This is a genomic window from Klebsiella sp. 64 (genome assembly GCF_018223915.1).
In the GTDB taxonomy this organism is placed as follows: Bacteria; Pseudomonadota; Gammaproteobacteria; order Enterobacterales; family Enterobacteriaceae; genus Klebsiella; species Klebsiella pneumoniae.
In genome coordinates, this window is sequence record NZ_JAGRQZ010000002.1 from 165766 (window position 1) to 178663 (window position 12898).

At 59.1% G+C, this 12898-nt stretch carries 13 protein-coding genes; 4 read left to right on the forward strand and 9 right to left on the reverse strand.

The features are described 5' to 3' along the window. Positions 1-41: 41 nt before the first annotated feature. Entirely contained in the window at positions 42-1013 is a 972-nt protein-coding gene (gene thiL / locus KHQ23_RS02920) for a thiamine-phosphate kinase (RefSeq protein ID WP_032434104.1), read from the forward strand. After that, positions 1006-1509 (forward strand): phosphatidylglycerophosphatase A, encoded by a 504-nt coding sequence (pgpA, locus tag KHQ23_RS02925; protein ID WP_004178738.1) that lies wholly within the window; start codon positions 1006-1008, stop codon positions 1507-1509. The genes thiL and pgpA overlap by 8 nt, the downstream gene beginning before the upstream one ends. Before the next feature lie 45 nt (positions 1510-1554). On the opposite strand, the gene KHQ23_RS02930 is transcribed toward pgpA, so the two are convergent. From KHQ23_RS02930 to xseB, 4 genes are read right to left on the reverse strand one after another with little or no spacing between them, the layout of a single operon-like run. Then, on the reverse strand, positions 1555-2529 hold the full coding sequence (locus KHQ23_RS02930) for an aldo/keto reductase (protein ID WP_004212253.1): 975 nt from the start codon (positions 2527-2529) through the stop codon (positions 1555-1557). 60 nt (positions 2530-2589) lie between these two features. Further along, positions 2590-4452 carry a 1-deoxy-D-xylulose-5-phosphate synthase gene (gene dxs / locus KHQ23_RS02935; protein ID WP_004144655.1) on the reverse strand — a complete coding sequence of 621 codons (1863 nt, stop codon included), beginning with the start codon at positions 4450-4452 and terminating at the stop codon, positions 2590-2592. Positions 4453-4470: 18 nt separating this feature from the next. Next, positions 4471-5370, reverse strand: coding sequence for a (2E,6E)-farnesyl diphosphate synthase (gene ispA, locus KHQ23_RS02940; RefSeq protein WP_004144656.1), 900 nt, complete (start codon positions 5368-5370; stop codon positions 4471-4473). Further along, on the reverse strand, positions 5371-5613 hold the full coding sequence (gene xseB / locus KHQ23_RS02945; RefSeq protein ID WP_002891398.1) for an exodeoxyribonuclease VII small subunit: 243 nt from the start codon (positions 5611-5613) through the stop codon (positions 5371-5373). A 181-nt stretch (positions 5614-5794) separates the two neighbouring features. Here xseB and thiI point away from each other — a divergent pair, with 181 nt between their 5' ends. Then, complete coding sequence (thiI, locus tag KHQ23_RS02950) at positions 5795-7243, forward strand: tRNA uracil 4-sulfurtransferase ThiI (protein ID WP_004151340.1); 1449 nt, start codon at positions 5795-5797, stop codon at positions 7241-7243. A gap of 66 nt (positions 7244-7309) precedes the next feature. Here the strand turns inward: thiI and KHQ23_RS02955 are convergent, their stop codons facing one another. The 3 genes from KHQ23_RS02955 to panE are packed head-to-tail and all read right to left on the reverse strand — an operon-like array spanning position 7310 to position 9304. Continuing rightward, positions 7310-7786, reverse strand: a complete 477-nt coding sequence (locus KHQ23_RS02955; protein ID WP_020316526.1) for an SRPBCC family protein — start codon at positions 7784-7786, stop codon at positions 7310-7312. A gap of 50 nt (positions 7787-7836) precedes the next feature. Next, positions 7837-8430 carry a protein deglycase YajL gene (gene yajL / locus KHQ23_RS02960; RefSeq protein WP_002891460.1) on the reverse strand — a complete coding sequence of 198 codons (594 nt, stop codon included), beginning with the start codon at positions 8428-8430 and terminating at the stop codon, positions 7837-7839. Then, positions 8393-9304 (reverse strand): 2-dehydropantoate 2-reductase, encoded by a 912-nt coding sequence (gene panE / locus KHQ23_RS02965; RefSeq protein ID WP_004178742.1) that lies wholly within the window; start codon positions 9302-9304, stop codon positions 8393-8395. Before panE ends, yajL begins: the two co-directional genes overlap by 38 nt. 191 nt (positions 9305-9495) lie before the next feature. Between panE and yajQ the strand changes: the two genes are divergently transcribed. After that, on the forward strand, positions 9496-9987 hold the full coding sequence (gene yajQ, locus KHQ23_RS02970; RefSeq protein ID WP_012068356.1) for a nucleotide binding protein YajQ: 492 nt from the start codon (positions 9496-9498) through the stop codon (positions 9985-9987). A gap of 43 nt (positions 9988-10030) precedes the next feature. Here yajQ and KHQ23_RS02975 read toward each other — a convergent pair whose 3' ends face one another. Together KHQ23_RS02975 and KHQ23_RS02980 are read right to left on the reverse strand one after the other, a co-directional pair. Continuing rightward, positions 10031-11395: an MFS transporter gene (locus KHQ23_RS02975; protein ID WP_004144660.1), complete on the reverse strand. Its 1365-nt coding sequence runs from the start codon at positions 11393-11395 to the stop codon at positions 10031-10033. A gap of 159 nt (positions 11396-11554) precedes the next feature. After that, a complete protein-coding gene (locus KHQ23_RS02980; protein WP_047694329.1) occupies positions 11555-12733 on the reverse strand; it encodes a Gfo/Idh/MocA family protein in 1179 nt (392 codons plus the stop codon). Positions 12734-12898: the final 165 nt, after the last annotated feature.

The following is a 12898-nucleotide window of genomic DNA, read 5'->3' on the forward strand; positions in this document are numbered from 1 at the left end:
CGCAGCCCGGCCTTATTTATTATTTTGCTGAGGCATAACGTATGGCATGCGGCGAATTCTCCCTGATTGCCCGTTATTTTGATCGCGTTAAAAGCGCCCGCCTTGATGTTGAAACCGGCATCGGCGATGACTGCGCGCTCCTGCATATTCCCGAGAAAAAAACGCTGGCAATCAGCACCGACACCCTGGTGGCGGGCAATCACTTCTTACCCGATATCGACCCTGCCGACCTCGCTTATAAAGCGCTGGCGGTGAACCTGAGCGACCTCGCGGCGATGGGCGCGGAACCGGCGTGGCTCACGCTGGCGCTGACCTTGCCGGAGGTGGATGAAGTCTGGCTGGAAGCCTTCAGCGACAGCCTGTTTGTCCAGCTGGACTATTACGATATGCAACTGATTGGCGGCGACACTACCCGTGGCCCGCTCTCCATGACGCTGGGTATCCACGGCTTTGTGCCGCCGGGACGCGCCATGAAACGCGCAGGCGCGAAGCCGGGAGACTGGCTCTATGTCACTGGCACCCCGGGAGACAGCGCCGCCGGCCTGGCGGTGCTGCAGAACCGGCTGACGGTGGATGAACCGTCTGACGCCGACTACCTGCTGGCCCGTCATCTGCGGCCGATGCCGCGCGTGCTGCAGGGCCAGGCGCTGCGTGACCTGGCGACATCGGCTATCGATCTCTCCGACGGCCTGATCTCCGATCTGGGCCATATTCTCAAAGCCAGCGGCTGCGGCGCACGTATCGATCTCGATGCCATGCCGTACTCCGATGCGATGCTGCGCCAGGTTGATTCTGAGCAGGCGCTGCGCTGGGCGCTCGCCGGCGGGGAAGATTACGAGCTGTGCTTTACCGTACCGGAGCTGAACCGCGGGGCGCTGGACGTGGCTCTTGGCCATCTTGGCGCGCGTTTTACCTGTATCGGACAGATTGCGCCGGAGAGCGAAGGGCTGCAGTTTATCCGCGACGGTAAGCCGGTCGCGCTTGATTTAAAGGGATACGATCACTTTGCGTAGTCGAGACGAGGCGCTTAGCCGCCTGAGTATGCGTAATCCGTGGCATCTGCTGGCGACCGGCTTTGGTAGCGGCTTAAGCCCGGTGGTGCCGGGGACGATGGGCTCGCTGGCGGCGATCCCGTTCTGGTATCTGATGACCTTTCTCCCCTGGCAGCTTTACTCGCTGGTGGTGATGATGAGCATCTGTATCGGCGTCTATCTGTGCCATCGCACGGCCAAAGATATGGGCACCCATGACCACGGCAGCATCGTCTGGGACGAGTTCGTCGGGATGTGGATCACCCTGATGGCGCTGCCGACCATGGACTGGCAGTGGGTGGCCGCCGGCTTCGTGATTTTCCGTATCTTCGATATGTGGAAGCCGTGGCCGATTCGCTGGTTTGATCGCAATATCCACGGCGGAATGGGGATTATGGTCGACGACATCGTCGCCGGCGTGATCTCCGCCGGCGTGCTGTATGTCATTGGCCATCACTGGCCCATCGGTCTGCTTTAACCGCCTCTCCCCGGCAACGCTTCGCTGCCGGGGAAACCACGCCCTTCACTTAAATCCCACCACCGGATGCGGCTGATACGGCGCCTCCAGCTTGTCGATCTGTTCCGGGGAGAGCGTCAAATCCACCGCCTGCAGCAGATCATCGAGCTGTTCCTGACGCGACGGGCCGATAATCGGCGCGGCGACGCCGGGTTTGCTTAACAGCCAGGCGAGGGCGACCTGGGCGCGGCTGGCGTCGAGTTCTTCCGCCACGTCCGCGAGATTCCCGGCGATCTGCGCATCGTTTTCTTCACTGGCGCTGTAAAGCGTTTTGCCGAACTCATCTGAGACCAGCCGGGCGGTGGTCTCACCCCAGGGGCGGGTTAGCCTGCCGCGCGCCAGCGGACTCCACGGGATCACCGCTACGCCGTTACGTTGGCACAGGGGCAGCATCTCATTCTCTTCTTCCCGGTAAATCAGGTTGTAGTGATCCTGCATGGTGACGAAGCGCGCCCAGCCGTTCTGCTGCTGGAGCGCCAGCGCCTGGGCAAACTGTCGGGCATGCATGGACGAGGCGCCGATATAGCGCGCTTTGCCGGCTTTCACCACCTCGTCCAGCGCTTCGAGCGTCTCTTCAATCGGGGTGGTATAGTCCCAGCGGTGGATCTGCAGCAGGTCGACATAGTCCATCCCGAGACGGCGCAGGCTGTCGTCGATAGAGCGCAGGATCTGCGCCCGGGAAAGTCCTTCCGCCAGATCGCCGACCTGGTGATACACCTTGGTGGCGACAACCACCTCGTCACGGCGGGCAAAGTCGCGCAGGGCGCGGCCAACGATCTCTTCGCTGCTGCCGTCGGAGTAGCTATTTGCGGTATCGAAGAAGTTGATGCCGCCTTCAATGGCGTGCTGGATAAGCGGGCGGCTGCTCTCTTCCGGAAGCGTCCAGGCGTGTCTGCCGCGGTCCGGCTCGCCGAAGGTCATGCAGCCGAGGCAGAGTCGGGAAACACGTAAGGCAGTATCACCGAGGGGGATATAGTGCATAGTGCGCTCCTGCTATTCATCAAGGGTATCCCTTAAGCATAGCAGGAGCGGAAGGGGCAATTATGCCAGCCAGTCGCGGATTTTGGCTTCAATACCGGCGGCATCAAGGCCGAGGTCGGCGCGGATCTCTTCCTGAGTGCCCTGAGGAATAAAATAATCCGGCAGGCCAATATTGAGCACCGGTACCGCCCGGCGATGGGCCATCAGCACTTCGTTCACGCCGCTGCCGGCGCCGCCCATGATGGCGTTCTCTTCCAGCGTCACCAGCGCGTCGTGCTCGCCGGCCAGCTGGAGGATCAGCGCGGTATCCAGCGGCTTCACAAAGCGCATATCCACGAGGGTGGCGTTGAGTTTGTCCGCTACCGCCGCGGCTTCCGGCAGCAGGGTGCCAAAGTTGAGGATCGCTATTTTCTCGCCCTGACGTTTCACCACCCCTTTGCCGATCGGCAGCGATGCCAGCGGCTCGAGCGTCGCGCCGGTGCCGCTACCGCGCGGATAGCGCACCGCGCAGGGGCCGTCGCTGTAGTGGTAGCCGGTGTACAGCATCTGGCGACATTCATTTTCATCGCTCGGGGTCATTACCACCATATCCGGAATACAGCGCAGGAAGGAGAGATCGAACGCTCCCTGATGCGTCTGGCCGTCTGCGCCGACGATCCCGGCGCGGTCGATAGCAAACAGCACCGGCAGCTTCTGGATAGCCACATCGTGGATCACCTGATCGTAGGCTCGCTGCAGGAAGGTGGAGTAGATCGCCACCACCGGCTTGTAGTCGCCAATCGCCAGCCCGGCGGCGAAGGTGACCGCATGCTGCTCGGCAATGGCGACGTCAAAGTACCGATCGGGGAATTTCTTCGAAAACTCCACCATCCCTGAACCTTCGCGCATCGCCGGCGTGATCGCCATCAGCTTGTTGTCTTTGGCCGCCGTTTCACACAGCCAGTCGCCGAAGATTTTCGAGTAGGAAGGGAGGCCGCCGCTGCTTTTGGGCAGTACGCCGCTGGTATGGTCGAATTTTGGCACCGCATGGAAGGTGATCGGGTCTTTCTCGGCGGGCTCATAGCCGCGGCCTTTTTTGGTCATAATATGCAGGAACTGCGGGCCTTTCAGGTCACGCATGTTCTTCAGCGTGCTGACCAGACCGAGCACGTCATGGCCATCCACCGGGCCAATGTAGTTAAAGCCCAGCTCTTCAAACAGCGTGCCCGGCACCACCATCCCTTTGATATGCTCTTCGGTACGCTTAAGCAGCTCTTTAATCGGCGGCACCCCGGAGAAGACCTTTTTGCCCCCTTCGCGCAGGGTGGAGTAGAGCTTACCGGAGAGCAGCTGCGCCAGATGATTGTTCAGCGCGCCGACGTTCTCGGAAATCGACATTTCATTGTCATTCAGCACCACCAGCAGGTCGGGTTTGATATCCCCGGCGTGGTTCATCGCCTCAAACGCCATGCCGGCGGTGATCGCCCCGTCGCCAATGACGCACACCGCGCGCCGCTGCTTATCCTCTTTCGCGGCGGCGATAGCCACCCCGATACCCGCGGAAATGGAAGTGGAGGAGTGACCGACGCTCAGCACGTCATACTCGCTTTCACCGCGCCACGGGAAGGGATGCAGGCCGCCTTTCTGACGAATGGTGCCGATTTTGTCCCGGCGACCGGTCAGAATTTTATGCGGGTAGGCCTGATGGCCGACGTCCCAGATCAGGCGATCGAACGGCGTGTTATACACGTAGTGCAGCGCCACGGTCAGTTCCACCGTGCCGAGGCCAGAGGCAAAGTGACCGCTGGAACGGCTGACGCTGTCCAGTAGATAGCGCCGCAGCTCATCACATAGCTTCGGCAGGCTCTCTTTTGGCAACAGGCGCAACTCCTGGGTGGAATCTACCAGCGCCAGGGTCGGGTATTTGGCAATATCAAAACTCATCAGAGACTCATTTTTTGTTTATTTATCGCGCTGAATAATGTAATTCGCGAGCGCTTCCAGTGCCGAAGTATCCAGAGATTGTGCGGCCAGCTCATCTAACGACCGGCGGGCATCAGCGATCAGGTCGTGCGCTTTCTTCCGGGCTTGCTCAAGACCCAGGAGGGCGGGATAGGTGCTTTTACCCAATTGCTGGTCGGCACCCTGACGTTTGCCAAGGGTCGCAGTATCCCCTACCACGTCGAGAATGTCATCCTGGACCTGGAAGGCAAGACCGATATTTTCCGCATAGCGATCCAGCGCGGGCAGGGCAGCGCGGCCGCGTTCGCCGGCGCTCAGGGCTCCCATCCGGACGGCGGCGCGGATCAGGGCGCCCGTTTTATGGCGATGGATACGCTCCAGCGCCTGTAAATCAACCTGCTGTCCCTCGGCCTGCAGATCCAGCGCCTGGCCGCCGCACATGCCCGCCACGCCGCTGGCCTGCGCCAGTTCGGAAACCATCGCCAGCCGGTCCCGGTCAGGAACGTCGACCATCGGCGCATCACTCAGTATAGAGAACGCCAGCGTTTGCAGGGCATCTCCCGCAAGAATTGCGTTGGCTTCGCCAAATTTAATATGGCAGGTCGGCAGGCCGCGGCGCAGATCGTCATCATCCATCGCCGGCAAATCATCATGCATCAGGGAGTAGGCATGAATGCATTCGACCGCCGCGGCAGGAGCATCCAGCGTGGTACGGCACACGCCGAACATCTCGCCGGTGGCGTAGACAAGGAAGGGACGCAGGCGTTTACCGCCTAACAATGCGCCATAATGCATCGCTTCCACCAGCGGAGTGTTCTGAAAGGGCTGCGGGGCGATGAAACGGCGCAGCGCTTCGTTTGCCTGTTCCACACAGGCCTGCAATTGTTGCGGGAAATCCATTTATTCAGCGTCCGGCGTAAAAGGCGTGGTCGGGGAATCTTCACTATCCGCCAGCAGGATCTGCACGCGCTGTTCGGCCTTCTGCAGCTGACTTTGCCCCTGGCGCGCCAGCTGTACGCCGCGCTCAAATTCGCTTAGCGCTTCCTCTAACGGCAAATCGCCGCTTTCCAGACGGTTAACGATCTGCTCCAGTTCGCCCAGAGCAGTTTCAAAGCTGGCCGGGGCCTCATTTTTCTTTGGCATAGTGAATGTAGACTCTTGTTATGTCGCGACGGCAATACCGGGTATGGTAACGAAGTCACGCGTGTAAGCAAATAACGCGCAATGGTGATATACTCCGCGCCCAGGATGCAGGCACCGGTGTGCGCTGCTTTACAACTTTTGCTTATAGCCCCGTCGGGCTTGCCAACGAACTATTGTCGCTATGAAGTTTATCATTAAATTGTTCCCGGAAATCACCATCAAAAGCCAATCTGTGCGGTTGCGCTTCATTAAAATCTTAACCGGGAACATTCGTAACGTTCTCAAAAACTATGATGAGACGCTGGCCGTCGTCCGTCATTGGGATCATATCGAAGTTCGCGCGAAAGATGAAAATCAGCGCCCGGCTATTCGCGATGCGCTGACCCGTATCCCCGGCATCCACCATATTCTGGAAGTCGAAGACGTGCCGTTCACCTCGCTGCACGATATTTTCGAGCAGACGCTGCCGCTGTGGCGCGAGGCGCTGGAAGGCAAAACCTTCTGCGTGCGAGTGAAGCGTCGCGGCAAACATGAATTCACCTCAATTGAAGTGGAACGCTACGTCGGCGGCGGTCTGAATCAGCATATTGAAACGGCGCGCGTGAAGCTGACCGACCCGGACGTCACTGTCAATCTCGAGATTGAAAACGATCGCCTGCTGCTGGTGAAAGGCCGCTATGAAGGCATCGGCGGTTTCCCGATCGGCACCCAGGAAGATGTGCTGTCGCTGATCTCCGGCGGCTTTGACTCCGGCGTCTCCAGCTACATGCTGATGCGCCGCGGCTGCCGCGTTCATTACTGCTTCTTTAACCTTGGCGGCGCCGCCCATGAGATTGGCGTCCGCCAGGTTGCGCATTATCTGTGGAACCGCTTCGGCAGCTCACACCGCGTTCGCTTTGTGGCGATTAACTTTGAGCCAGTAGTCGGCGAAATCCTTGAAAAAGTGGACGACGGCCAGATGGGCGTCGTGCTCAAGCGCATGATGGTCCGCGCCGCGTCAAAAGTCGCGGAACGCTATGGCGTGCAGGCGCTGGTCACCGGCGAAGCGCTCGGCCAGGTCTCCAGTCAGACCCTCACTAACCTGCGCCTGATCGATAACGTCTCCGATACTCTGATCCTGCGCCCGCTGATTTCGCACGATAAAGAGCACATCATCGACCTGGCGCGTGAGATCGGCACGGAAGATTTCGCCCGCACCATGCCGGAATATTGCGGCGTGATCTCCAAGAGCCCGACCGTGAAGGCGGTGAAGGCGAAGATTGAAGCGGAAGAAGAACACTTCGATTTCAGCATCCTTGATAAAGTGGTGGAAGAGGCGAGCAATATCGATATCCGCGAGATCGCCCAGCAGACGGAAGAGACGGTGGTGGAAGTGGAAACCGTGACCGGCTTTGGCGCCAACGACGCGATCCTCGACATTCGCTCCATCGACGAGCAGGAAGACAAGCCGCTGAAGGTCGAGGGGGTTGAGGTTGTTTCCCTGCCGTTCTACAAGCTAAGCACCAAATTTGGCGATCTCGATCAGAGCAAAACCTGGCTGCTGTGGTGCGAGCGCGGGGTGATGAGCCGTCTGCAGGCGCTTTATTTGCGCGAGCAGGGCTTCAGCAACGTGAAAGTTTATCGCCCGTAACAGATTGTTATGATGCAAAAGGCCTTCCCTGATGGAAGGCCTTTTTACTATTGGCAGGGGAGTATATTAGCGCAGGGTCAGCGCCAGGTCATTGAGCTGATCGATGACAATATTCCAGCCCTCGAAAAATCCCATCTGCTCATGCTGCTCGCGGGTTTCATCATCGGCATGCAGCACCGTAGCCGTATAGCGACACCCGCCCTGTTCATCGGCAAAGGTGATGATGGCCGTCATCGCGAAGGGGGAAACGGCGGGGCGATAATCCGCCGTCAGCATCGAGGTCATGACGATTTTTTGTTGCGGGATAACCTCAAGAAAACAGCCGGGGTTATCGCTGCGTTCACCGTCAGGCCCGTGCATCACGGTGTGAAAGGCCCCGCCGGCGCGAAAATCAAAGGCCAGAACCTCGGTTTGCCAGGGCTTCGGGCACCACCAGGTTCGGAGTAATGCCGCGTCGGCCCACGCGCGCCACAGGGCTGGGGCGGGCGCGCTGAGCAGGCGGCTGATTACAAGATCGCGAGAATCGGTTGCGCTCCGGGACATGCTGCGACTCCTCAGGAAAAGGGGAGCCAGCCCGCGGCGCGGACCGGCTATCAGGCTTCGTAGTAATTATAGATGCCAGCGGCCATCACCAGCTGTGAGGCGACCTCATACGCTTTCTCGCGCCCCACCAGCAGATCGATCATTTTCAGGGCGAAATCAATCGAAGTCCCCGGACCCTGGCTGGTTAACAGATTCACCCGCGGATCCCAGACCACTCTTTTATCCTGCCACTGCTCGGCGGGGATATGTTCCTTCAGCGCCGGAAAACCGGTCATGTTGCCGATCGGGAACAGATTATGGGGTACCAGCACGGTCGCCGGGGCGGCGCAGATGGCGGCCACAATGCGCCCAGAGAGATGAAACTGGCGGACGGTTTCCACCAGTAGCGTGCTGTCGCGGAAGCACTCTGCGCCCTTGATACCGCCCGGGAGGACGATGATATCGAAATCACCATCGGCCACCTCGACCAGCGGCGCATCCGCCAGCAGTTTGACGCCGCGCGAACAGACGATGGTCAGGCTGCCGTCGCTGGCGACGCTGGCGGTGGTCACCTTTACTCCGCCGCGGACCAGCAGGTCGATAGTGGTGACCGCTTCGGTCTCTTCGCTACCAGGGGCGAGGCAAATCAGTGCCGACGCGCTCATATTCATTCTCCTTACGCTTGATCAATTCAAATAAGCGGGCGTTTTCCGGTACGGCGACGCCGTGGGCGCGGGCGCGGTTGAGCAGAAAACCGGTGATGTAGTCGATCTCTGTATGCCGCTGGGCGCGAACGTCCTGCAGCATGGAAGAGATATTTTCTGCCGTACTTTCAATTACCTGTTCGACATAAAATAGCAGGTTTTCCGCCGAGGTATGAATACCTTCGCGCTCCATCACCGCCGCCACCTCGCGACAAATGGCCGCAACTTCCTGCGTATAGTCGCGCAGATCGCCGTTTTTACACCCTTTGAGCGCGGTCAGAGGGTTAATCACGCAGTTAACCGCCAGCTTGCGCCAGATGGCCGAGTGGATATTGTTATGCCAGGCGACATCCGGCAGCACGCTCTGCAGAACTTCTGCGAGATAGCTGTAGTCCCCCTCGTAGCTTTTTGCCGGTCCGATATGCGTGGTGCCCTGGGCAACGTGGATGATGACATTCCCATCGCGCCGCGCCGCCTGGGTCGTGGAGGCCAGCAGCAATGGCTGTTTCACGCCGCGCAGCTCCTCGACGGTGCCCATGCCGTTATGAATCAGCACAATTGGCGTGGTGTCCGACAGGATCCCGGCCAGGTGCTTTACCGCATTCGACACCTGCCAGGCCTTTAAGGTGACGATAAGCAGCTCGCTGCTGGCGAGAAAATCGGGGTCGTTGGCCGTCAGCGATTCGTTGAACACTGAGCCATCGGTTTCAATGACGTTGACGCTACAGAATGGCTGCGGTACGCGCAGCCAGCCCTGGACTTCATGTCCCTGTTTGTACAACGCGGTCAGCCATAGTTGTCCCAGCGCACCGCATCCCAGTACGGTTACTTTCATTGTTCCTCCTCATCTGCCGCTATCCCAGGCGCTGATGGCTAAAGTCTATCTCGTCGCTTTTCGCATCGTCGGACATCACGGGGAAAATAGCGCGAGCGTTGCGTAATCAGCTAAGCTTCCGGGATAACAAGTTGAGTTATGCCGCGTTGCAGGTATTATGCAACGCAAAAGAAACGGAAGGAGAGGAAAAGATGCCATCTTTCGATATTGTCTCTGAAGTTGATCTTCAGGAAGCCCGTAACGCGGTGGACAACGCGAGCCGCGAAGTCGAGTCGCGTTTTGATTTTCGTGGCGTTGAAGCCACTTTTGAATTAAACGACGCCAACAAGACCATTAAAGTGCTGAGCGAGTCTGACTTCCAGGTGAACCAGCTGCTGGATATCCTGCGCGCCAAGCTGCTCAAGCGCGGCATTGAAGGCACCTCCCTCGACGTACCGGAAGATATCGTGCACAGCGGTAAAACCTGGTTTGTTGAAGCGAAGCTGAAGCAGGGCATTGAAAGCGCGGTGCAGAAGAAGATCGTTAAAATGATCAAAGACAGCAAGCTGAAAGTGCAGGCCCAGATTCAGGGCGAAGAGATCCGCGTGACCGGTAAGTCCCGCGACGATCTGCAGTCGGTGATGGCGCTGGTGCGCGGTGGCGATCTGGGACAGCCGTTCCAGTTCAAAAACTTCCGCGACTAAGGCGGCGGGCAGACAGCAAAAAGCGGGGAATTCCCCGCTTTTTTTATACCCCTTTGATGAGCTGCTCTATCTCGAAGCGGTTGGTGACCTTGCTGTCGATTTTGATATACACCGAACGCTCCTCGGGTACCACCAGCGCCTGATGAACCCCGCTGGCGCTCAGCAGACGCGCCTGCAGCGCGCTGTCGACCACCACGCCGTCCGGCACCTCCACCCGCAGGCTGCTGACGTACGGCGGCTCGCTCATGGTGCTGGCCACCAGCAGCCACAGCATCGCCAGCAGGGCGCCCAGCAGAAACACGGTTTGCGAATCAAAGAAACCATCGACCCAGCCGCCAAGCGCGCCGCCAATCGCCACGCCGAGAAACTGGCTGGTGGAGTAGACGCCCATCGCGGTGCCTTTGTAGCCCGCCGGAGACTCCTTGCTAATTAGCGACGGCAGCAGCGCTTCCAGCAGGTTAAACGCCAGGAAGAAGAGCTGAACGCCCGCCACCAGCTCCCAGAAGTAGCCTCCGGCGCCCCAGAGGACAATTTCCGCAATCAGCAGGATGGCGACGCAGAGCAGGAAGACGCGCTTCATCTTGCGCTTCACTTCGGCGTAGATGATAAACGGCACCACCGAGATGAATGAGATAACCATGGTGACCAGGTAAATCTTCCAGTGCTCGGCGGCCGGGAAGCCGGCGGCCTCCAGTTGTCCGGGCAGGGCGACAAAAGTGGACATCAGCATAATGTGCAGGCACATGATGCCAAAGTTAAGCTTCAGCAGGCGCGGCTCCGCCAGCACCTTGCTAAAGCAGCCCTTCACCATCCCGGATTCGCGGTTAAGGACATGGTTATGGCTGTTGGGCACCACCCACAGGGTGAGCAGGATGCCGACGGTCGCCAGGATGGCGATCATCCAGAACAGCGCGTGCAGACCCAGCTGGTGGGTGACAATCGGCCCCAGCACCATGGCGATGGCGAAGGTGACGCCGAAGCTGACGCCGATAAAGGCCATCGCTTTGGTGCGGTTCTGTTCGCGGGTGAGATCGGACAGCAGGGCCATAACCGCGGCGGCGATGGCGCCGGAGCCCTGCAGGGCGCGGCCAAGAATGATGCCCCAGATGGAGTCGGTGAGCGCGGCGATGACGCTGCCGAGCACGAAGATAAGCAGGCCGCCGACGATCAATGGCTTACGGCCAATACGGTCAGATAACAGTCCGAAGGGGATCTGGAACACCGCCTGCGCCAGGCCGTAGATACCGATCGCCAGGCCAATCAGCGCTTCACTGGCACCCTGCAACGCCATTCCATACGTGGTCAGAACCGGCAGGACCATAAACATGCCAAGCATGCGCAGGGAGAATACTGTCCCCAAACCCCAGGTCGCGCGCAGTTCCCCTGGCGTCATTTTGTTATCGTTCATTACCACCTCAATATAAAAACTGCGCCTAGTGTAGCGGCGGGGGGTAAGAAGCGTAAATAAATGTTTGTTTAACAGATATTACGGGGCTGTTGCGCGATGCGACAAGTTGGTAAAAATCAATAAACCAGTGGAGGGGGACTCCACTGGCGAGGGGGAAAATTAAGGTAAAGTAAAGTCAACCCACTGGCTGCCAGCGTCAGCCGATTTGACGCACTGCTCTACCCAATAGACGCCGTGCAGCCCGGCTTCGACGTCCGGATACCAGAAGTCTTGCAGGAAGGCGCGATCGTCGCGATCCGTGGCGTCAATCGCCTGCGCATAGCGGCGATAGAGGTTGGCCCAGGCTTCGAACAGCCCTTCCGGATGGCCGGCGCCAATGCGGTCATCCGCCAGCGCGTTCGGCGACAGGTAGGGCATCCCACGTTCCAGAATACGCGCCGGCTCGCCCTGCACCTCATAGCTGAGCTGGTTAGGATGCTCATCCCACCATTCAATGCTTGCTTTTTCGCCGACGATGCGCACTTTTTGCGAGTGCATGGCGCCGCTGTTGACCGCGCTGGTCCACATCGAGCCAACCGCGCCGTTGTCATATTCCATCAGGACAAAGGCGTTATCTTCCAGCGGCGCGCGGGAGGGAACAAAGCTCTGACGGGAGCACATCAGCCGTTTGATATTGAGCTGCGGCGCCATGGTTTCGGCGACAAACAGCGGATGGGTGGCCAGATCCCCAAGCACATAGCTGGGCCCGGCAAACTTCGGTGTTACTCGCCAGCGGGTGGATTCTGCCTGCAGCTCGACGGCCTGGTTATGGAAGCCGTGGGCGAATTGCATGTTAACGATGCGGATCTCGCCGAGCAGTCCATCGGCAATCATCTGCCGCGCCTGCTGGATCATCTGATAGCCGGCATAGCCGTAGGTGACGCCGACGATTTTGTTCTGTTTTTTGCTCAGATCCACCAGCTCGCGCGCCTCTTCGGCGGTAAAGCAGAGGGGCTTTTCGCAGATAACGTGGAGTCCCGCCTCCAGCGCCGCTTTGGTGATGGCGAAATGGGTATTGTTCGGGGTGGTGACCGAGACGACCTCGATCCCGTCAGGGCGCTGCGCCTCTTCGCGAAACAGGGTCTGGTAGTCGGCGTAGCAGCGATCCGGCGCGATGCCCAGTTGCTCACCAAACGCGCGCCCGCGCTCGGCATCGACGTCAAGCGCGCCGGCCAGCAGGGTATAAACATTGTCACGCAGCGCCGCACAGCGGTGGCTGTAGCCGATCTGACTGGTTCCCCCGCCGCCGACCATGCCCCAGCGCAGGGAACGGGATAAGGGTTTCAGGCCGTTTAACATGGTGCTCTCCTTTTTGAAATCATTTGCACTCTGAGGCGCTCAATGCCGACGCCTGCGGCAACGCGCATCCGGATAGACTGACTTCAACTTAAGGAAATGTTCATTCTGTTTCAATTGCGTTGTGGAATTTATTTTCCATATATGCGAGGGGGATCGAATTAGCGA